The 22499-nt window shown below is 57.8% G+C and carries 10 protein-coding genes and 1 pseudogene; 5 read left to right on the forward strand and 6 right to left on the reverse strand.

Going from position 1 to position 22499, the window contains the following annotated elements:
- Nucleotides 1-24: 24 nt before the first annotated feature.
- The 4 genes and pseudogenes from BJ6T_RS44850 to BJ6T_RS39360 form a co-directional block, all read right to left on the reverse strand.
- Nucleotides 25-1116 (reverse strand): annotated as a pseudogene (locus tag BJ6T_RS44850) (restriction endonuclease); the annotation flags it as partial.
- Entirely contained in the window at nucleotides 1116-5054 is a 3939-nt protein-coding gene (locus BJ6T_RS39350; RefSeq protein ID WP_014498078.1) for an Eco57I restriction-modification methylase domain-containing protein, read from the reverse strand. The gene BJ6T_RS39350 and the pseudogene BJ6T_RS44850, both read right to left, overlap by 1 nt.
- The gene (gene drmD, locus BJ6T_RS39355) at nucleotides 5051-8194 is read right to left on the reverse strand and encodes a DISARM system SNF2-like helicase DrmD (RefSeq protein ID WP_014498079.1); all 3144 of its coding nucleotides are present in this window, start codon (nucleotides 8192-8194) and stop codon (nucleotides 5051-5053) included. Before drmD ends, BJ6T_RS39350 begins: the two co-directional genes overlap by 4 nt.
- Nucleotides 8194-9294 (reverse strand): DNA cytosine methyltransferase, encoded by a 1101-nt coding sequence (locus tag BJ6T_RS39360; RefSeq protein WP_014498080.1) that lies wholly within the window; start codon nucleotides 9292-9294, stop codon nucleotides 8194-8196. Before BJ6T_RS39360 ends, drmD begins: the two co-directional genes overlap by 1 nt.
- A 682-nt stretch (nucleotides 9295-9976) precedes the next feature.
- On the opposite strand from BJ6T_RS39360, the gene BJ6T_RS39365 reads away from it, so the two are divergent.
- On the forward strand, nucleotides 9977-10963 hold the full coding sequence (locus tag BJ6T_RS39365; RefSeq protein WP_141379051.1) for a hypothetical protein: 987 nt from the start codon (nucleotides 9977-9979) through the stop codon (nucleotides 10961-10963).
- Between the two features lie 37 nt (nucleotides 10964-11000).
- Here the strand turns inward: BJ6T_RS39365 and BJ6T_RS39370 are convergent, their stop codons facing one another.
- Nucleotides 11001-11516, reverse strand: coding sequence for a hypothetical protein (locus tag BJ6T_RS39370; RefSeq protein ID WP_141379049.1), 516 nt, complete (start codon nucleotides 11514-11516; stop codon nucleotides 11001-11003).
- Nucleotides 11517-11872: 356 nt separating this feature from the next.
- Here BJ6T_RS39370 and BJ6T_RS39375 point away from each other — a divergent pair, with 356 nt between their 5' ends.
- The 4 genes from BJ6T_RS39375 to BJ6T_RS39390 are packed head-to-tail and all read left to right on the forward strand — an operon-like array spanning nucleotide 11873 to nucleotide 18219.
- Nucleotides 11873-12982 carry an extracellular solute-binding protein gene (locus BJ6T_RS39375; protein ID WP_014498083.1) on the forward strand — a complete coding sequence of 370 codons (1110 nt, stop codon included), beginning with the start codon at nucleotides 11873-11875 and terminating at the stop codon, nucleotides 12980-12982.
- A gap of 4 nt (nucleotides 12983-12986) precedes the next feature.
- Nucleotides 12987-14105 carry a hypothetical protein gene (locus BJ6T_RS46645; RefSeq protein ID WP_141379047.1) on the forward strand — a complete coding sequence of 373 codons (1119 nt, stop codon included), beginning with the start codon at nucleotides 12987-12989 and terminating at the stop codon, nucleotides 14103-14105.
- Between the two features lie 8 nt (nucleotides 14106-14113).
- On the forward strand, nucleotides 14114-15289 hold the full coding sequence (locus tag BJ6T_RS39385; protein ID WP_014498085.1) for a hypothetical protein: 1176 nt from the start codon (nucleotides 14114-14116) through the stop codon (nucleotides 15287-15289).
- Nucleotides 15290-15291: 2 nt separating this feature from the next.
- On the forward strand, nucleotides 15292-18219 hold the full coding sequence (locus BJ6T_RS39390) for a S1 family serine peptidase (protein ID WP_141379045.1): 2928 nt from the start codon (nucleotides 15292-15294) through the stop codon (nucleotides 18217-18219).
- Nucleotides 18220-18918: 699 nt separating this feature from the next.
- Here BJ6T_RS39390 and BJ6T_RS42770 read toward each other — a convergent pair.
- On the reverse strand, nucleotides 18919-22371 hold the full coding sequence (locus BJ6T_RS42770; protein ID WP_014498087.1) for a phage tail tape measure protein: 3453 nt from the start codon (nucleotides 22369-22371) through the stop codon (nucleotides 18919-18921).
- Between the last annotated feature and the right edge of the window lie 128 nt (nucleotides 22372-22499).

The following is a 22499-nucleotide window of genomic DNA, read 5'->3' on the forward strand; positions in this document are numbered from 1 at the left end:
CGCCGCAGAAAAAAGGATCGGGTGCCGGTCTTCCCGAACTTCTTCATAAGCTTGCCGGGCGACGAGGGAGGTTGTCACCAATATCCCGAATTGGCGATGACGAATTCGCGATATGAGCCTGGAAACGTCCTCGACTCCGACGGTCACAGGTTTCACGCCGTCAATTCCCGGTCGGTAGCACTTCGCTTCCAAGGAAAATTCGGCATAGACCGGGTCGTTCGGCAGTCCCAGCAGGTATCGACCATACGCGTCCCGGCCGCCGTCCACGACGCCGCGTGTGATGGCATCGACGATCACGCGCGGATCGTGCATCTGGAATATCCGCGCCGCGAAACCTTCGAAACCAATCGGCGCTTCCTTGAAGTGATCGTATATGGCCTGAAGTATCGCCTTTTTGACTGGATTATCGGGCATCTGCGCGTCGGCACTCCGAATAACGGTCGTGCTTTCCGATGCGAGCGGACGATAGCGCCCGGTCTTCACCCATTCTGTCCAACCCGGTGGCGCGGATTCCTGGGGCCGCCCCTCGTTAAGTTCGTTCAGCCATGCACGCGGGACCATCGGGACATCGAGAACCGTGAACACCGAGCGATAGTTCTGAAACCGCTGGCCATCGGTCGTTCTCCAAACGGCGACCAAATCGGCGGTGGAAGGCAGCCCAGGAAATCCGGGCACCGCCAGGCCCTTGAACTGCACCGATCGAGCGCTCACTGGGGTCGGATACTTTCTGAAGAGGAAGAAAGGCGGAATGAGCGTCCGCTCGGACGAATGTAGGAGTTCGAAGACACGACGAAGAATGGCGTTTCCGCCGCGCTTGGTGTTGTGCAGTTCGTGGCCGGGCGACTTGTTGTCGCCGTAATAGACGAACTGGCCCGTATTCAGGTCAAGCGTATCGGGCCAGTCTTTGTCTTCGCCGCTTGTGTAAAGGACGACGAACTTCTTGTCCTGTCCTGTTCCAGAGGGTCGAAACCCGCCTTGGTTGCCGACGCCCGGCAGCAATTTGCCGAGCGACTCATCCGAGAGACCTCCGCGCCCGCCAGAGCCAGCGCCCTCGTAGATTGCGTCGACGATCAGGTCGGAAGAGCCGAGCCGCTGATGTTCGATGAGACGAGACATCAGGCCGCCCGTTCTTGCGAAAGATTGAGTGCCAAAAGTCTATCCAGGCAGACTGCTTTCGCATCTCGCGAGATGTCGTATTTCGTCGGGACGCTAGTGGTAGGGTCGTCCGAAGGAAAAAAGGTTTTTGTCAGATCTATATCTGTCCACTCGAAGGCTTCGGCGACGGCATTGTCGATGGTCGAAAGAAGCTCTCGTAGGCGCCCTATTTGCTCGTCGACGCAATCCTCCGAATGCAAGGCACCTATGGCAGCGGTGAGCCCGACCCCATTTCGCTTCGCCCAATCAACGAGCAATTCATTGAATTTCTCGGCGGCATCGACTGCGGTCTTAGACACTCGGTGAATCGGTAGCGGAAACTTCGCTATTGATTCATTGATCGAGATGGTCAGCCAGCCTCTGAGGCGTCCACCGGAATAAGCCTCCAGCCAAGAGCGGAAGAAGGAACTGAGACAAATGGCAAGCTCATCGCCGCGCTCAAGACCGATCAATACTACCTTGTTGGTGTAAATCCACCTGGTTGGCGCAAGCATGCAAAAAGGAAATGTCGTGTTCTTTGAAAACACGACACAACGCTCTGTCTTTCTTATACGTCGCATAAGGTCGGCCCGTGTGTTCCAAAACTGCCACCACCGATCCAGTAAACCCTTGTAGCTCTTCAGAAGAGTGGCCGTTCGCGTCGGCTTGACGACTTGCATCAAAAACGAGAAGGCCTTGGGAAACTCGGCTTCGATTTCTTCCAATGATCTATCTTCTAGATCTAAGGCCCAGCGCTGCGTCGATTGCAACGCCATTGTCGTAATGTCTTCGCCAGAAATATACGGAACCAGCCGCGAGCCATTCTCGTCGTCGAGTTCGACAAACCAGTCGCTGGCTTTGTCTATGAGGAATGCCAGGCCCTTGCTGTTGTCAATGCCTGCAAAACTAAACAGTGCCTCATCAAGCGCTCGCGGCTCCTTATTGTTCTCCTCTACAGGATGAAGGCGTGGTCCGATCAAATCGCAAGAGATGCCATTGGCTAACTTCTGTGAACGAAACGCCCCCTTAAAAAAGCAGATTATGGAGACAGATACCGCGGCTGTTCCTGGCCACGCCATTCCCTTTCGTGAGAAGAAGATGTCTCCCGCTTTGACGATTGCACTCAATCCCACAGTCAGCGCAGAGCCTTCTGCGATATTGTCGGTGGCGATCAGGCCATATGTTCCTCGTTCCCGCACGCAATCGACAGCTCGGCGGTGGAAGAGCACACACAAGTCAACTTTCCCGGGTCGGGTCCCAAGGACTAGTTCAGCGTGGGTCTGGAATCCCTCTCCTAGCTTCTCCTTCCAGAACTTGTTGCCCATAAACGGCGGGTTTCCGACCATTGCATCGAAGCCAGGGTTGTCGCGAGCGAACACCTCAGGAAATTCTAAGAGCCAGTGAAATGGTCGAAATTTTCGAGACTGGTTCGGGATCATCTTGGCGAATGACTTCCGAATCCTCTTAAGAAGTCCGTCCGAAAGGTCGGAGTCCTGGTGCGTCAGGTAGGCGTCCGCCGCTATCGCCAGGGATGCCAGGTTAGGGCGACCACGTGTTTCAAGGTATTCACATAGCAAGGCGTCCGCGATAACGCTTGACGAGCGTAGTAGCTCTTGCGACTCCTTATTCAGTCCCTCCATTACCAATATGTCTGTGATGTCTCGTATCGGCTGGCTTCTCAGGTGAAGTCTGATCTGAATGGCGGCGTCAATCGCTGCGTCCAGTCGGTGTGCGAATAGCTGCTTAGTAGTCGTCGTAGTTGTGTCCAACGCAAGGTATTCCAGCTGCTCCCTTCCGAAGACACCGAATAAGCTATCGCCGACCCGAAGATTATGATCGAGAAAACCGAAAGGTCGGCCCTTTGCCAAAGTGACAAGCCAAATCGACAATTTGGCGAGTTCGACGGCAAGAGGGTTCATGTCGACACCGTATAGGCATCGTTCTGCGATGAGTCTTTTGGCAACTAACGACCGTTCATCGACGCCTTTCGAGAGAGGCTCAAGAGCCTCTATGTCGTCTTTCACCTCACCGTCAGCTGTAATCGCATTCCCGACTTTTTCGACTTCGGCCCACGCTTCGACGACGCGGTCGGCGAGATAGCGACATACTTGAACGAGAAAGGCTCCGGAACCCATCGCAGGGTCACATACCTTCAGATCCAGCAACTCGTCAGGAGGCTTTAGCCGCCATTCGTTCCGAGGTACACCATCGGAGGGCCCGACATAAACAAGCGGCTCCAGCGTCGACCGCACGATCGCCTCGGTGAAGGATTTCGGGGTATAGTGCGTTCCCGTTTCCCTGCGATCCGAGCCGCTGGCCACCATGAAGGTACCGCTCGGATAGACGAGCGGGTAACCCCAACTGTCCGTGCGCAGTAGATGGAAGTAAGGCTTTATTCGATCGCGTAAGCTGACGTCACCGTCGCAGGCAGCCAACAGTTTTCCGGCCTCGGTTTCGTTAGCCTTTCTCGCGAGGTCGTTGCGAATACGACTGGCCGAGCTGCCCGTTCTTTCTTTCAACAACGTCTCGACCGCACCGGGTTTCTTCGCCGCAGCGTCGTCCAATTCGGAGAGAGCAACCCAGGGCGCCTTCGCATTCTTGGTCGCGCTCAGGTCGAGGGTGGTTTCCTTCGCGCGAACGACCGTGCGCTCCAGCAAGCCTTCATACACGTAGCCGATCTGTTCGACATTGAGCGCCAGATAGGACAGCGTCCGCCCCTGAAAGAGCTGAACGGCATCGAGCAAAAGCAAAACCGTGCGGTTGTCTATGGGCAGCGGTACCGCCGCATCGGTCTTCCAATTCGATCCTTTGGAGCGTCCTTCCAAGAACGGAAACCGATCGGGATCGAACAAAGATCCGCCGAGTGCTGGCATTCGCATCGATCCATGATCGACACCTGCGAACACCGCTCGAAACAACGACAACAAGCGCGACCATGCATCCCAGCGGCGCTCCTGAACCTCGTCCGGCTCCAACCTCAGTTGTGCACGAAGCGTGGAGACGGCGTAATTGTCCTCGTATTGACGGTCACCGAGCAAGAGAAGACCGCGTTCCTCGGCCGAAAGAAGGAACACGATCCGCATCATGATCGTCAGACCAGCCTCGTACAGCTCTTCCGGGGAAACGTCCTTCAAAAGCTCCCGGTTGCGATCTTGATCGGCGCGGTCGAGAGATTGCACGAGAACCTCGACCGCGCGACGGACCTGCTCGCCCAGCGCGTCCGTAACTTCGTCTTGGAGGGTCAAAGATTTGTCGAGCAAGGTCGTGAGTTCGGCGTCCGCTCCGCTGAAAAACCGCCTTATGCCGAGTAACTCAGCGAACGCCTGCAAGGTCAGGGGCTCCTGCGACCATAGCCGCGCGTACCAGCTCGCGATTGAGGTAACGGCGCCGACGGGAGCGTCGATCAAGCTCCACTGTTCGCCATTCGTGACGAGGCCAAGCCGTATGCCGGTGCCGCGGCACAGCTCGATCATGCGTTCGGCGGGACCGGCGGCCCAGCCGTCGGACGAAGCGACCTCGTTCAGCGATGTTTGCGCATCGTACTTCCTTACCAATAGGAGAGATTTGCCCCTGCCGTCAGTGACCGAGAGGTCGGGGGTGAGAGCAATCCCGTTCTCCGGAACGAGGTATCGGTACGCCTCGCCGAGCTTTTCACCCGATACGAGAAATTCCGCTCCGAATCCCAGCACGCGCTCCAAGACGAAGGAAATCCACGCGCCGTGAAGCTTCGAGAAGTCCGCGTCCTCGAAATCGAGGGCCTCGCGCCATTCGTCGTAAGCTTGCCGGACTTCTTTTTTGAGCGTGGGATCGAGGCCCTGTAGGCCTTGCGGAAGCGCTAGCTCCAGGACCGGCTCCGCTAGAAACGGGCCCGAGACGTCCAACAAGGACAGCCATTCGCCGTGGTGTCCAAGGTCGCTCACGCGTCCGTCCTCCACGTATGCGCTTCCGGAACGAGGAAGATCACCGCGACCGGGAAAGTACGGACGTCGTACGCGTCGAACCGCGCCTCGATGGCCTTGATTTCCTCCGCGCGCTCCGACGGGATGCGAGCCAAACGCGCGCGCAACGCTTCGGCATCGCGACGAACCTGCAAACGCTCGTCTTCCGAAAACAAAGCGAGCTGTTCCGGCTCTTCCTCCTTCTTCAATTCGGCTTCGATCGCTTTGGCCAACTCGTCGAGAACTGCTCCGATATTCGATATCTCCTGTTGTTTCCTGAGCTCCAGGGTATTTTCGAGATTTCTGAGACGATCGCGCGATCGCGCTTCGACCGCCTGCAAAACGGCCTCGCGATGTTTCTCGAAGCGCCGCTTCAAGCCATCGAACAAGCGTTGGCTGGCGGCATCCGAGACGGCCTCATCCAACCAGTCGGCAACGCGGGTCACACGGGTTTCGCGGGCGAACGAAGCGTCTCGCAGATAGCCACCCGACAGGGTCAGCTCCTCGTGCAACCGATGGTGATTTCCGCCTGTCACGACTAAACGAGAAACGACCACGACCGCGAGATCGTCGATCTTGTCGGCGGGCAAGTATCGAATGTCGACGCGATGAAGTTTCTTTACGTCGCTCTGCGCCCAAACCTCGGCTCTCAGCAAGCGCAGACTCATCTGCACCAGGACGTGGTTGAGATGCAGCAAGACAACGTCGTCGCGGCCCTTCGCGACATCGTGATCGAACGTCACCGGGCGTATTCTGCCTGTGTGGGGATGGGCCAATCCTTCGAGGCACCGTGCCCAAGTCCCGCTGAATGCGGGCATTATGAACACGGTACCGTGCGGGGCGCCTTTCAGCTCGACGATTTCGAGCGGAGGTTTGTTCTCGAGCGCAAGGGCTGTCTTGACCGCCGCGTAGATGCGGCTCGCCGAGAGATGGAATTCCTTTTCCGTCTCCTGCAAACGTTCGTGTAGACGCGCAATGCGATCTTTGAGCTGCGTCTCCGTGCGGACGAAGCGTCGCGTCCTGGCCGCGCGCGCTTCGGCTTCACGGGTATCGAGTTCGCGCCGCGACCCTTCGATCAGGCCCGCCATTTGTGGAGCGATTACGGGGTTTACGCTTCCCATGTCCTGCCGCATCGCTTCCAATTTCGTCAAAGCGCGGATGATGTCGTCACTATGCCCGCCGAGGGTGTCTCCGACGGCCGCTCCGCCATCGACCGGATGCCAAATCAGCACTTCGGGCGATTTTTGACCATGGCGGTCGATACGGCCGTTCCGCTGCTCCATGACGTTAGGATTGTAGGGAATCTCCACATGAATTAGGCTGTCGCAATAATTCTGCAAGTCGATGCCTTCCGACGCGGCATCGGTCGCGAGAAGGATTCGGATCGCCGAATCCGCGGGATTGGTTTGGAAAGCGGCTTTGACCTTTTCTCGCTCGTCGTGGTCCATGCCACCGTGGATGATGCCCAATCGGTCGCCGCCATAGCCCCGTGCCGCAAGTATTTCTTGCAGCCAACGATGCGTCGTCCTGTATTCCGTGAACAAGATCACGCGGCGGTCGTTCCACTGACCGTCGGTCTTCAGGTTCGCTTCTATCCATGCGACGATGGCAGTCGCTTTGGAATCCGGCTTGTGCGAAGCATCCTGCGCCCAGACACGCAGTCGTTCGAGCATCTTGCGCTGCTCGTCGGATAGCGGCGGGGCATAACGCGATAATTCATCTATAGCCTCGGTGTGGGCCGCTTCGACTTCGGCATCGTCGGCATAGTCTTCTTCGGCCTTCAATACCGCTTTTCGAAGGATGCGATCCGCCATTGCATCCGGCGCGACTTCCGTTCGCTTTCCTTCGAGCGTCGCGAAATGCGTTTCAAGCGTCGACGAAAACGCAGCCGGCGACGAAAACAAGCGTTTCTTGAGGAGGCCGTTGACGAAATCGGTTCCGGCGTTTCCGGCCTGGCGGCCATCCTTCTCGCGGCTTTTGGCATATCGATCTAAGAGACGGTGTATCTCACGTTCATCTGCCGTGAAAGGAACGGACAAGGCTTGGAGCTTTCGCTTGGGGTAAAGAGCCTTCCCGTCCTTATCCACCAAGTCGGCCTTCAGCCGGCGGACCATGACTTGAGTGAGTTGCTTATCGTCCGGGAGAATGTTCCGCGAAAAGCGCTGGTCATCCAAAAGTTCGAGCAGGGAAGTGAACGATTGCGTGTAGCCGTTGTGGGGCGTCGCGGTGAGAAACAGCCGATGCTGGAAATGCGGTGCGATCTTCCGGATCAGAAGCGTTCGCTGGCTTTCCAGAGCGTAGTGGGCCGACCCCGCTGGCGCGACGTTGTGCGCTTCGTCGACGATCAAGACGTCGAACTTTCTCGGGTATCCCGCGCGAACCGGGAGAATGTCCCGCATCGTCCGCAGGGGATCGCCGCTTTTCAGCCAATCGACGGAAGCGATCAATCGTGGAAACGACGTCCACGGATTGGCGTGAATTCCACGCGCGCGGCGCAATTCTTTGACGTATTCCGTATCGACGATCCTGAATTCGAGACCGAATTTTTCGATCATCTCGACACGCCACTTCTCCTGAAGCGACGCTGGACAGACCACCAGCACGGTCCGCGCGCGGTGCCTCAAAAGCAACTCTTGAACGACGAGACCCGCTTCGATGGTCTTACCGAGACCGACGTCGTCCGCGATCAGAAGATTGACGCGCGCCATATCGATGGCGCGGACCAAAGGATCGAGCTGGAAATCCTCGATGCTGACGCCGCTGCGGAACGGCGCTTGCAGGAAACCGCGGTCTGCGTTGGTCGCGGCGCCCCAGAGAACGGCATCCAAAAACGCGTCGAGCGTTTCCGTATCGTCGCGCCCCACGATGGCGGGCAGACCAGCCTTTTCGATGATGTGCGCGCCCGGTTCCAGCTCCCAGACGACTTCGAGCGTCTCGCCGAGACTGTCCTCGTCGATCGATGCCAGCGTCACCCAATGCTGAGGAGCGGCAATGCCTGTCGACGGTTTCGAAGCGTCGATGTCGGCGACGATCCACTGACGCCGTCTGACCTCGACGAGCTGACCCGCTTCTGGCGCGCTCCGGACGTGCGCTGGTTCGATCGTTTCGACGGACGTCGCCATCACGCCGCTTTCTTCGGATCTCGCCGAGATCGGACGTGCGCGATAATGGACCTTCCGATTGCCTCGCCGAGCTTCACGGGCACGGCGTTGCCGATCAGGCGGCCAACGGTCTTGCGGAAGATCGGTTGCCCTTTTTTCACGAATTTGTAGTCGCGCGGAAAACTCTGAAGAAGCGCGCCTTCCCTGAGCGAAATACCGCGAGCTTGGCTCGGGTGACCGAACCGCCCGCTGCCGAAGGCGTAATACTGCGTTGTCATTGTCGGTGCGGGTTCGTCCCAGACCATCCGGCCATAAACTCCTGGGTACGTTTTTCCCGTCTTGCGTCGGTGACAAGCGGCGACGAGTTCCCGGTCCCAGTCGCGCCAGGTACCGCCGGGCTTTGACGCGCGAATACGCTTAAGATTGAGTTCCGACAGCTCGCAGGATTGGTGCAAGGGATCTTTCAGGTGGACGCCACCGGCTTCGATCCGGGGCAGCCGGCCGATCGCCTGGCGCACCGTCCTGGCCTTCTTGGATTTCGGTCGCACAAGCTCAATGGGGCCAAGTTTCGAGGCCAGCAGGACGAGGCGGCGCCGTTGTTGCGGCACCCCGAACTCCGAACAATCAACGACTTCGTAGGAGACGTGATATTCCATTTTCTTAAGCGCAGCGACGAAATCACGGAAGATCGATTGTTTTTCGAGATTCGGTACATTCTCCATCGTGATGAGATCTGGCTTTGTTTCCCGCGCCAACCTGCCGAAATGGTCGAGCAGCTTCCAGCGGTCGTCCGCGGCGCCCGTCTTCTGACGATAGGTGGAGAAGGGTTGGCAAGGTGCGCAGCCGGCCAGCAGCTTGTAGCCCGTTTGAATCTTGCCCTGATCGAGGTCTTTGGCCGTCAATTCGGTAACGGATTTCAGAAGAAACTTGGCGCCGTTGTTCGCCGTATACGGATATTCACAGTTTGGGTCGATGTCGACGCCGAGACGAACAGCAATCCCTGACTTTTCCAATCCCCGCGTCAATCCGCCAACGCCGCAAAACAAATCGACCGCAGTTACCTCGCTCGACTTATGACCATTTGCGGCCCCCGACCGCCTGCCCGATGCGCTCCGCCCCATATTCACCCCGTCGCGATGGACGCCCCGCGTTCATGGCGTCCCATGCCCTGATTCGTTGAAGGTTCAGCGGACAAGAAACAAGGCCGGCGGGCCCGTCAAGGCCATAGACTGCGAACCATTGTCCGCTCGCCCGCATGACTACCCCGGCGGGCGGTCTTTAACTTTACTCAACCGAGTTGAACGCGCCAAGCGAAATTGGAATGGTGTTCGGCCGAGCGGTTGATAGATCGGCCGGCACAGGCCGAAGCAGACGGTCGTCGTTCGCAGCTGGGCGATTGAACCCCCATTGAGGCGAAAGCCCTACAAAGCAGCTGGAACCGCGGCAGCGGCAGACTCGAGCATGAACTGACGCGGGACTGGGTCCGACCTTAGTTTCAAGGGCCTGAGCAGGGCCAGTGATAGCAACAGCGGCTGATGGCGCACGCGAGATAAGTGGATCGAGTCAGCGCCCGCTACATTGGGTGCGTCGCACCGCCGTCCGGTCGGACTCCTCATCGCCTGCAACCTCAGAGACGAATCGCGCGTCATCGTGAGGCGCTAAAAGATCGGCCTTCAAGTCTTCGAAATATCTCGCTCTGACAATGAAAGGAGGGAAACGAACGCCGATGGTGAACCGGCAGGACGACGCCAACCCAGGCCACCTCCTTGAGGTCGTACCGCCTCATGGTAGAGAATTGCCCTCATGGCGGCAATTATCGCTCCCCGACGAATGAGCAAGCTCGATGGCGAAAGGATGCATATGTCCAAGCCCCCCTTCACCAATGATGAGGCTGCAAGCGCGGGATACTGCAATATAAGGGATGCCAAGGACGGTCCGCTATATTCGGCCCGTCTCCGCTGCGAATACTATTGGAGGTTCTTCGAACCGTACGCCGACAAGGAATTCCTCAAGGAGCTGCCTAGAAACTTCGACGCACGCTATTGGGAAATGCACCTCACGACGTCTTTGATACTGAATGGTTACGAGGTCACGTGCCCAAAACCAGGACCGGATGTCGGCATTATGTATCGGGGGCAACGTATCTGGTTCGAAGCCGTGTCGCCTAGCGCCGGCGATCCCGGCAAGCCCGATTATGTCGCGGCACCAAAAGAAGGTGAAGTCGCCGACGTTCCAACCGAGAAAATGGTGTTGCGATATCTCAACAGCATCTCGGAGAAGTATGAACGTCAATTCGCAAACTGGGTCGAGAAGGGGCATGTTTCGAAGACCGATGCGTTCGTCATCGCACTAAATCCTCGACGAATTCCGTTCGAGATTGCCGATACGAGCCCGCCTCGCATTCTCCAGGCGGCCTATACGCTGGGTCCCCGATATCTCACGTTAGACCACACGACTGCGCAGGTTGTCGGCTCTGGCTATCATTTTCGCGGGAGCATCAAGAAGACATCCAACGTGCAGGACGCAGGTCGATCGGTCGCAACTGGCGCCACAGTTTCGACTGGTGTGTTTCAAGACGGGTTGCACAATGGGCTCAGCGCGTTGCTTTGCTCGCGTACGGAGGTCGCCAATCACCGCGGCGAACTGGACGGCGACTACCAGCTCGCACCAAACCCGCATGCCGACGTGCCCTTGCCTGTTACATTTCGGCTCCGCGGCACCTACTACGCGGTCGAGCGAAGCGGTGACGGATACAAAATCACGCCACAGAACAACGAGCTGCCAGCCTGAAAGATACAGCGCAGGAAGTTACTCGCCTCATCAAACGTTATCTGTTCTGCGGACCCCCGGGAAACACGTCCCACATCTTGTCGAGCGCAAAGACGAGAAACACTTCGCCGCGGGAGACTGACGAGACCATGATTGTCGCTGGCTCACCGTCAAACTGTCCCCTGTAAATCTCATCGGCTGAGGCACCGAGACCGTAATACTTGAACTTCAGCGAAGGGCCTATCACCGCGGCCACGACCTCCTCCTTGCCGCCCGGTCCGAAGATTCCACAGAACGTGTTCGCCCAATGGAACGATGTTAAATAGGTGGTGCCGTTGACGGCAAGGCTCCATTCTTCTTTACTATTAGGAGGGATCGACAGCTTTCGCTTGTCCTTGGGTACGGCTGTCGCTCCCAGTTGGGGCAGCTTCTGGCGATACTGTTCGTTCGAATGTCCGTTGCGGAAGCAAAGCTCGATGCCAATCGAAAGCATTGGCGGCATTCCCTGCTCTTGAGCAATTGATGTCGACATTGAGCTGATGAGGAGGAAGAAAGCAACTGATGAACGTGACATGTTCGGCCTCTGCAAAAATGACATCGGAGCGAAAGGTTGCCCCACTGAGTGGAATACTGGCAGTAACCGCCAGCTTGCTTGAACGGAGCGAGGATTAGGCCTTGGAACGGGACTGATTTATGCTAATCTGAGGTTGCACTCCATAGCTATCGGGCATTCGGGGCATGGCAATGCGTAGTCCTCTCCGGCAAGCTTTCGTCTTTATATTGTTGTTGCTCGGGAGTATCGGTCAATCGACTGGAGTCCGCGCAACCGAAATGGAGCAGGACTGCGCAGCCAAGGCGTCGGCGCTACCACCCGTTCAACCGACAGTTCTACGGGTCGCCTTATATCCATTCGTTCCAGATCGCCTCGCGTTGTTCGAAAAGATCGAAGCCATCTTTGAGTGCGAAAACCCTGGAGTGAACGTCGTCCTAATTTCGACCCCCAACGCGACCGACAACTATTACGATGACGATGATGAAAAGAAGAAGGGCATTCAGTTTGTCGATGCCGATGTATATGAAATCGATACCATTTTGTTATCCGATTTCGTGAATCTGGGAAAAATCGCGCCAATCGAGCTGCCGTTCGATGATTTAGCTCCAGAAACAGTCAAGGCAGTCACACGCAATTCAAATATCTACGGCGTCCCGCATTGGCTGTGCGGCAACTTTCTGTTTTATCGCAAGTCAGACACGGCAACAGCGAACGTCGTCACGTGGGAGGATTTGGTCGATACTCTTGGCAAGCATCATGGAACACTGTTGATCGATTTCAAGGGTCACTCGACGCTGGGCGAATGGTACATTACGGCACTATCGGCCATGATCGGAATGGACGCTGCCCAGCGCCAAATCCTCAACAAGCAGCCGGTCGATCCGAGTGCGATTGCCCACCTGCAAAAGATCCTCTCGGCCTGCGCCGTCGGGTATTGTCGCAGCCAGGCACTCCACAACAATACAGGCTTCTACGCGCGCGCATTTGTCCGCGGGCAGGCCCGCGCCTACATCGGCTATTCGGAAACGATCTATTATGGGTTGCGTGACGCAGCTGACAATTGCCTCCCGACTTCCGGCTGCATGGCGGAGGACGATATTGCGGTGCGAGCGCTACCTCGGTTTGGCGCCAACAAGGCCGAGACGGGAGTGGGCTGGGTCGATGCGTTGGCAATCGACGCTAAGCTGAACGGCGCGAAGAAAGATCTGGCTCAACAATTCATTCGCCGGGTCGTCTCCGAGGATATTTACATCGCGATGTTGGGGCCGGAGTGGCCCTATCGGTCGCGCTACCTCCTTCCGGCACGAACGAGTGTTCGAATCCCTGACGCTCCGCTCTACGCGCAATTGTTTAAAGCCCATGCAGACCGTGGCACTGGGACTGCGCCGCGCCTCAATAGAGCGTTGCGTGATATCGCCCAAACCGTCAATTGCGCGCTTACGATGGACCGCAACGACCAGGATAACGCTGCTTGCAGCAAAAATTAGGACCATGCTTGAGAGTGAAATTTTGAAGGCAAAGCGCATCTTGATTTGCTCGGACATCGCGGCAGCTAGATTGAGCGAACGAGGCCGCGCCAACCGCTGGAACTGGATTCTCGGGGCGGCAGACGCGCACAATGTGCAGTCTAAGCTGCCGACAACCTCGGCAGCAAAACGCAGGAGGCACTTGATGTCGGCGCACGCGAGCGGGCGAGTAGCCACGGCGCTGCGATTTGACCGCTTGTCTGAGTTGCAAGATTGCGCGTTTCTCTCCAGCGACTTCGGCAACTGCATGCGGCGCATAGTCAAGATGCGTGGTGCCCTGGCACTTCTCTTGCCACTCAATTTGTCGTTTCTTTTAGGTGTCGCTGCCGCAGCGCCGGGATCTCCGCCTAGCTATTGCGACCGGATTCGGTTCGCATCAGCCGAAGCAGCGCGACAAGGCCCTAACAATAGAAACGATCCTTCGATTCCGCTGAGATACAACGTTCGCACCGCTTCTTACTGTGAAGGCTATGATCGTGAATCTGTCAGTAACCCTGTAGCAGAGCCGATTGAAATCATTAGTGTGATTGCAGGAAAAGTGGACTTCGAGAAGGGCGGCAAAGACTCCCTCAAGGTTTCGCCAGCATTCCCAGCGGCCAATGAGGTGACCGTGCGCTTCCGTTCCGCGAGGGATTTCGATACCTATCGACTGGATGGAAAGATCGGCGTCGACTCAGCGATCGCGTGGACGCCGGCAACTGTGTTCGGCAAGACTCCATTCGAGCCACACGATCTCGCCATGTTGGCGAAAGCCACAAGTAAGGATGGCAGCAGGTTCGTCCCACTTTCCGTCATTCCCGCGAACGACGTCTCGGAGCTTCGCGTGACCATCAAACCGCGCGTCGATCTTCGAAAGTTGGCTTGGCAGTGGAGTCCATTTGTGGATGGCGCGTGTCAAGAAAGCCCGGGAGAGCAGGCGCAGATTCCCAAAACGGCGACCCTAAGTCGGGCGCCCGTAACGTTTCTTGCGCCTATTAAAGAGCGACCAATCGCCTGTCTTCAGGTGACAGGGCTTGACGGAGCAGGCCAACCCACGAGCAGCGTGCCATTTGTCATTGAAACAGGACCACTACCGAAGCCCTAGAGGAAAGAGTGCCCCCCGTCGATTCCGCACATCTGGAGAAGTTGGCTGAAGCACAGGCAGATCTGGCGCAATCCGATGAGGCGCTGCACGCGGCGCTTTCGGAGGGCGACCTCAAGGATCTTGTGCGCGCTGGGCTGAGGTGGGAAAGAGCAAGGGCAATTGCCGCAGTTGCCGAAGCCGCAGCGGCCAAGGTTGACGCTGCCCGTTCCGATCGCAACCGGATCTACCTCACGGCTTTCATCATTGCACTGTTTGCCGTGGTTGTGGCGGCTTCACTCTCGATGCGCGTCCCCGCCACGACCGTCATTGCGCAGGTCAACGCCACATCCGCAGCGCTACATCTCGATGGCGACTGGGAAGCGAAGAACCTTTTTGACGCACGCAGTGTGCAGTTTACCCAAGCCTCATTGCTGAGCAGCACCGTGGCTCCTGCCACAACCTATCCTGATGGGGCCAGCATCGAAATCTCTGGACCTGTACGGATTACGCAGCTTTTGATTTATCATCATACCCAAACACTGCTGTTGAAGACAAACTCGGGTCTGTCTTTCCGTCTCCAATATCCTCGCGGTTGGATGGGAGAGCAAAGTCGAAGAAAATCGCGCCTAGCCAGCGTTATTGTCACCGTGGGGACGAAGCCGGCGACCTTGAAAGTCGTCTCTGATGTAGAGCAAAAGCCTGTAGAGTTGCCCGCCGGGGCGCGAGTGGCCGTGATGATCGGCGGTACGACGCAAGATGGAGCAACAGTCGATCTGTCGCACCCATCTGCCTGGGACGCTTTCGTTCCGACCCGGGATGTAAAGTTTGTCGACGAGGGGCTACAGACCAGCATTGTGGGCGGTACGCTGAAGATTCCTAGCGTCGATCGATCGATTAACCTGCGTCGGCGAGATCGTGTAGCCATCGGTAACGATACGGCCATCGCCGATTGCCTCGAGCCCTATCGGCCCCTGCCGCACTGCGCTCTCATAAACTATGGTGATGGCGCCCTGTCGCTTTCCCTGAAATATGTCGGATCCCACATAGCACTCGGTGCGGGCGGAGGCGACACCAACGTTGTCCCGACGCTGTTCGAGTGGGCTATAAAGAATGCTCCCGTTGCTACCACCGTCACCGCGCTCTTCGGTATCCTACTTGGCGCAGTACTTTGGGTTCGTGCCAGCCGATTCTTGCTCGGGAAATAGTCATGAGGTCAATCTCGATACGCCTTGCGATATCGCTCATCGGCTCCTGTTTCGCAGCTGCCAGCGCCTCTGGCGCGCCCTTTCCGATCAGTGGCCCAGGAGATCCAGCCGAAGCTAATCTTCTGCCACTGCTCGTCGACGTCAGCAATCCTGTGCAGAGCGGACGAGGGGTCGTCGTCGGGAGGATTGCAGGCAAATTGATCCTCGCAACGGCAGGACACGTGGTTGCAGGAGGATCTCAAGTTTCGATAAAGCTCTATCGCAAGGCGACTGTAGTGCCGGGAGCTGTCGTTCATGCGACTGACCCCAATGAAGACGATCTCGCGTTAATCGAAATCCCAGATAACCCACAACTGCGCTTTGACTCGATATGTGCTGCACCCGAAGGCAGCAACCAAGATCGCATGAAGGTCTGGTATTACGGACAAAATTGGAGCACCGGATCGGCAGGGGCATTTGTAAAGGTTGCGCAGGCAGCTCTATTACTCGAAGCCAACGGACTCGACGGAGTGTCCGAAGGAGACTCAGGCGGCGCTGTCCTCGGTCAACTGGGTCTCATCGGAATATTAAGCAACTACATTCCCGCGTTGGACATCGCCCAAAAGCAGCAAATAAGCTTTACGTCGATCGATCGCGTAAAGGCGGCAGTGAAGAACAAATTTGGCGAGGCTGCGTGGCAAATCCCGGTCTGCGCATCGAGGCCCATTTTTCGTATTAAGCCGTCGACTTGCGAGCGCCCGGGTGCATCAGGCTGCTGGGTCGGCGCAGCGCTAGACGCTTTTCGATCAGCGCCCATGGACTTTGGTGTTCGCAATCAGCTGGCGCGCGGAATCGGTCAATTCCTCGGCGAAGCAGAATTGAACGAGTTGCTTGCCACTGCGTCACCTGCACAGCGGCTCGATATCTTGCTGAACGCCGCACTGGTGAGCAGTAGCGATAGCGCGAGACGATGGTTGGACAGTGCCCTGAACGGAATAGACCAAGAACACGATCGTGGTTCTCGCTTGCGGCACAATGCACAGGCTATTGGTGTCCTGCTCCGCCGCGGCGACCGCAACCGAGCATCAAGTCTTGCTCGGCGCATGGTCGATTTCTCGAAGGATTGGCCTTTCGAGCAGCGCGCGGGGGCACTTGTGCAGCTGGCTTACTATTCGACGGATCTTCAGGATCCGACGCTGCGCGAGGAGCTTGCCTCAAAGCTCGGAGAACTTGTAGCGACTGTGCCGCCAGAAAAGCTGTTCGACACCGAAAACCGAATTGCACAATGGTTCAAAACCACAGCCGCCGCCGAAGCGGCCTTCACTCCGTCCACGTTAGCACTTCGCCGTTTGCGTGTTCTCGGTGCCCTTCCACCTTTAGGAGCTGGGGGGCGCTCGCGAAAGTTCTACGACCTGGTGCGCTTTGCACTGTCTGACTTGGTCTTTGTTTATAGCACGCTCGGCGATGGTGGGGTCGCCGCACATTATATGGCCTCAGAAGCCAATTGGTGGGAAGAAGGCCGCGAGTACTGGCAGGTCGCGGCACACCAATACGCTCTAAAAGCCTTGACCGATGCGCATCGCTTCGACGAGGCGCGGGCCCTGCTACTTACCGGCTTAACTTACAGCGAAAAGCCCGATTTCGATCGCAAAGATATTCGCTATGCCGGGCAAGCTATCGACTCCTTCTACGACCTCGCCAAGACGGCAATGAATGACAGTGCTCGCAGGCGTCGCGCTGACGAAGATTTCGCCTTTGCGCGTCAGTTCGCCGCAAAAAATGTCTTTCCATTCTCGCGCGATCAATTACTCGAGTTCGCAACAAGGGGCGCGGAGTACCTTTGCGCGGAGACTCGCGCCGCAGAAGCCACGCGGTGGTACGTAGAAGCGATTAAGTGGATCGCAACGACGATCGCCATCCAGTCCGCCGGATTCCAACTGTTCACCAGCAGAGACAATGTGTTTGACCTCGAAGCACAGATGAAGGGAAGCCAGTTTGCGCTACCTGCGTCGACAGCGCAAAAGCTGGGGGTTGACCTACCCCTTTGCATCGCCGAGGCTTACGACCGCACCCACAACGATAGTGCTGCGCGAACCATGCAGCGAATCGCCTACAATAATCTGTACGCGGGGCGCACGATGTTTGACGCTGCAGACTACAACAAGCGCAAGACGAGTTTCGATACCTTGCCCCCCGAACTTCAGGCCGAATTCCTTGTGGCACACCTGCTTGGGTTGGCGAGCAATATTTTCAAGGCAATCGATAGCGAAATTGGAAAGGCGACGTACGGGAGGACGCTCGTTAACTTGGGCGGGATCGAGACGGCGAAATCGGCGTTGGGGGATAAGGAATGGGGGCGGCTCCTCAACTCAGAGGAAGGAAGGCACGCTCTCTTCCGGGCTTATCTTCGTACTGGACGAACCCTGGAGGCAAAAGCGCTATTTGATGCACAAAGCGGCTTACGAGCCCGCTATCGCGGGGCTTACTCCGATGGTTCCCTCTTTTCAATCGCGAGCGCTGTGGAGTACGTCAAACTCGGAAACAACGCCGGTGCGGTTGCCGCGGTCAGTCAGCTTTCGTCCTCAGCGGACCGTTACAACGTACAACAGATGCTGGTGAACGAGCTTTTCAACAAAAGTCTTACGGCCGATGATTTCGAGCGGCAAATCAGCAGTTTTGCCGCGCTCACTTGGGAGAGCGCCGAATACATAAATCGCATCATCGCCTGGGACTACGTAAAGATCGGAGACCCGGACCGCGCATCTTGGACGATAGAAAAGGTCTTTGCCAAAAAGTCTGATCTCGATGCGGTCGACTATCTGATTCTTCCCCCGATCATTGAGCTGCGGCGAACAAAGAGCGCCTATAAGAACGCTTCATCTTTGATCGAATATGCGCAGTCGGCCAACATGCAAGCGACTTCCTTCCTGCAGCTTGCGGGCGTCTGGTAGCTTGGGCGGCCCGGAACGCGGCGAGCGATCCCGCCGCTGATGGTGCAGCTCGTCGTTCTTCGGCGCTTCGCCCGACCTCAATCCAATTGATGAGCTTGAAGACCATTTCGATGGAGTTCAAACATCTGTGCGGCCAAGGTTTCTTAGATCGTAGACAAGTGCTGCAGGGACTTTCGCGTCCTAGTGGGCCAACGCCGAAAGGTTCGCCCGCCTTCTCGAACGCACGCCGCGCGACCTGCTCTCGGCCAGGACAAATCGCCCTCCCGCTCACGGCTGGGAAGCGCGGCGCTATCTCGCGGGGTCGAGGAGACCGCCTTAGTGGATCTCTCTGTATAAAGTCGGCCAACTAAACGGCACTGTGGCCGGCACTTGCTTCACCGAGATGGGAAGCAATGCGTCATTCTTAGCGATATCGTGTCCTAGATAACTCTCCTGACTTCTCGAACGTCCGGCGTATTCGCCGCCACGTTCACGGTAGCCCTTGATTGCACGCCTGGAAGGGGAGGATCTCCGGCGCCGCGCGTTAGGCGCGAAGTGCTCTCGCGAACAACGATCCCCCTTCCTCTTCAAGTAAATTGCGAAGCAAGGCTTCGATCTGATCACAAAGCGCTACGGCCCGCGTTCTGTTAGCTTCTCCATTTGTAGAGGAGCAAGGTCGTTTGCTACTACGCCAACTGGAGTTCAGCCAGGATCCTCCCTTCAGGTGTACTCCGAGGGCGTGTCGTGCACGCGCCAGTTCATGGACTCGTCGACGCGACGCTGCACCAGCGTTGCCAGCGCTTCCGGATCGTGGCTGTTGCCGTTGATGTGGATCTGCGTCGGACCGAAGCCGCCGCGCATCATGCCACCACCAATGCCCGGAGACGGAGGCGGAACGTTCGGCACAGTCTGGATCATGCTCGACGGAGGCACCTGGCTGGTGACGCCGGCCGGCACGTTGCCCGTGAGGGGGTTGTTGCCGCGGCGGACCATCAGGTTCTTGTCCGCATCGATCCAGTGCTCGCGCACCGAGTCGTTGTCGTTGCCGGCACGCATCTTCAGCTGAAGCTTGCCGTTTTGCATCCGCGTCTCGCCGGTCGCCAGACCGACGTGGCCACCAGGCTGGTTGTAGCCGAGCCCCTTCGTCTGGAGCAGGACGTCGTTACGGGAGACCTTGGACGGGTCAACCGCGGAGCCCCAACGCTGGAAGCTGTTCGCGACCGCGCTGCCGGTGCCATTCCCGCCAGCAGACTCGAGAGCCTTGTTGACGAACCTGGCGCACCAGGCATTGGACTTGCCCCGAACGTCACCGCCGAGCGCTGCTGCCAGCACCTTCGTGTCGGAGTACTCGTTCATGCCCATGAACTTGTCGGTCCACGAGAGAGCGTCTCCGCTCCCGGCTGATCCAGTTGACGAGCCCGACAGCTGATCCATGTTCTTCCGAACACCAGCCGGCCATCCGCCGTTCAGTCCGTTCGGGTCGTTGGCTGCGCCCCTCGGTGCATAGAAGCCGCCCATCTTATCGAGATCGCCACCAGCCCGCCGGTAGTTCTTCGCCACCGTCTGCGCGGTCTTGCTGATGCCGTCGTCGAGGCCAGCAAATTTCATCTTCTTAGCGAAGCCCGTTGCCGGATCCATGATGCCACCCGGGTTATTACCGGACAGCACGACACCGTTTCCGGTCTCATGCGCGATGACTCCGGCAAGCAACGAAGGCGAGATGTTGTTCGCCTTGGCTGCGGCGATGATCTGATCGTACTTGCCCGCCAGCGGAGTGTTGGCGAACTTGCGTTCGAAAGCCGAGCGGCTGAGGCCGTCAGCCATGCTGCCACCAGTACCGCTGAAATTCGGAATGCTGGACCGCTTGATGATGCCGCCGCTGCCGAGGATCGAACCGGGAAGCGCAGTCCCCGGCTTGTTGGTGAGCAGGCCGGGGACGCCACCCATGAAGCTACGCGCTCCACGGCCACGGGCACCCGCGCTCATCAGGCTGTAGCTTCCACCTGTGTAGAGCGCTCTCGTTACGTGGTTACCTCCGTTGATGAAGGCCGCGCGCTCGACCTTTCCCGTGAACTTTTTCAGGTTGTCGGCAAGGTCTTGACCGGCGGTGTATCCGGTCGGTTGGAACATCGGATCACCGGACGGCTTGTAGTTTTTCAAGCGCCTGAGCTTCTGCCTCGTTTCGCGATCAAGACCAAGCGCCTTATTCTTCTCCCGCTCCTCTCTATAGGCATCCTGCAGCCCCTTCAGATCTTCAAAGTGGTTATCGGGGCGGCCGTCTCCCATCGCTGCTGCTGCAACCGCAGGATTGGTGAACCTTGCGAGGAACGCGAGGACCCGCATCGCAACTGCGCTGCGGCCGATTAGACCGAGCGCGGCGCCAAGCCCGGTTAGGCCAAGCGTGATCGCCGACAGAACGGACAGAAGCGGCGACAGGACCGCCAGAGCGACGGTGAGGCCGGTCAGCTTCGCAACCAGGTTGCCCATCTCCTTCGCATCTGCCGGATTTTTCCCAGCAAGGAATCCGAGCGCTGAGAAGGCGGTCTTGAGTCCGCTCGCAAATTCGCGAATACCCTCCGCGAAGCCCTTGCCGAACTCCCGCCACTTCGCGATGGTGCTGGCGCTGAAATTCCTGGCAAGCGAGGTGATCGCCTCGCCCCATTCCTTCAAGCCGAAGCCCTCGCGTAGTCCATCGACCAGCGCATCAACGTGCTGCTTGATCGAGTCGAAGTTGAAGGAGTCGGCGAGGCCAATGAAGGCATCAGAAATCTGGTCAAACCATTTTTCGAAACCGGCGCCGACCTTTTCCCAGACAAGGCCGAACGCAGCGGCGATTGACGCCCATCTGCCCTGCATCGATCGGATTTTTTGCAGAGCCGTCTTGTCCAAAAAGCCGGGCTTGCCTTCGATGTCCTTCAGAACGTCCTTCAGCTTGTCGCGGCCGAGAACGAGAGTCAGCAATTCGTCCATCCACTCGCGGCCGCCGATTTGCTTGGCTACCTTGGTTCTCAGCGCCTCCGGCATCTTCGCGAGGTTGTCGAGAATTTTGGAAATCGCTTCCATCGGCCGGGCTCGCATGGCTTCCGACATGGCGCGCCGACCACCAAATCCGAGTGCATTGGCAGCAGATGAAAGGTCGTTCGCTTGCTGACCACGCGCGGAACTTGCGCCCGCAATCTGAGAAGTCAGGAACGAAACGAACGTGCCCATCTTGAAGGGTTGGACGCCCAGGCTGATGCCGGTAGCATCGAGTGCTGCAAGTTGCTCCGGCGTCATCTTCGTGGTCGCGAGCGCCGATAGACTGCGCCGCATTGCTTCGATGATCTCATCGCCGTCCGCTGCGGTGGCATTGTTCGAAACGGCGACCGCGTTCAAGATTTTGCTGAAGCGATCTTTCGACCATGGCATCTGAGTTGCGAGGCGGCCAAGCAACTTTCCGACGCCCTGCGTGTCAACGTCGAGACCGGCCTGCGCCTTCAGCGCAAGGTCAGCAAACTCACCGGCCACGTCCTTGGCAATACCGGCCTTGAGCCCTTCGACTGCCACGTCGATAACCTTGGTGGTGCCGACGCCGAATTTGATGCCGGCCTTGTCAGCGAAGCCCTTTCGCAGGGACGCAACGTCCGCGGCCGTGAGATCGCCGAACATCTGCGCCCGGACTTCCGCGGCTTGAACTTCCATCCGCTTTTTAAGGGCGCTGCCAACGCCAGCACCTGCAATGCCGGCACCGATGGCCATGCTGCGGATGCTTGGTGCAGGCACTCGGCCAGCACCTCTGGACGCTGACGCACTGGCGATGGATGCACGGCGTTCTGCGGCCATACGGCGTTCAAGCTGGCTCTGATATCCGGCCTCCATCTTCTCAAGACTCTGGTACATGCGCCGCGCATCACTCAGGCGCTTGCTGGTTGCGCGATCCCAATCGGCTGCATAGTCTCGGGCGCTGGACTTGCTGACGTTGCTGAGACCTCGCATCTGTGCTGCGGCGGCTTTGATCGTTCGGTCGAAACCGTCCATCGACGCCATGCCGGCGCGGCCGACGTTGGCGAAGGATGTGCTGAAACCCTTGGCGGCAGATTTTAGTTTTTCAATATCTGCGATGACCCGCCGGATCGCCGGAGACATTTCGTTGGTCGCGACCAGTGTGGCGCGGACGTTGAGATTTTCAGACATTTGCTTTTCCTTGATGGTGGAGCGCGCTGCCAAAGCGCGGTGATCGTGTGCCGGCGCTTGAGAAAAGGCCTCTTTTCAGAGCGCGCGGCGATGGACGAATGAAAACGCTGACGCCGAATCCGAAGCCG

Source organism: Bradyrhizobium japonicum USDA 6 (assembly GCF_000284375.1).
GTDB lineage: Bacteria > Pseudomonadota > Alphaproteobacteria > Rhizobiales > Xanthobacteraceae > Bradyrhizobium > Bradyrhizobium japonicum.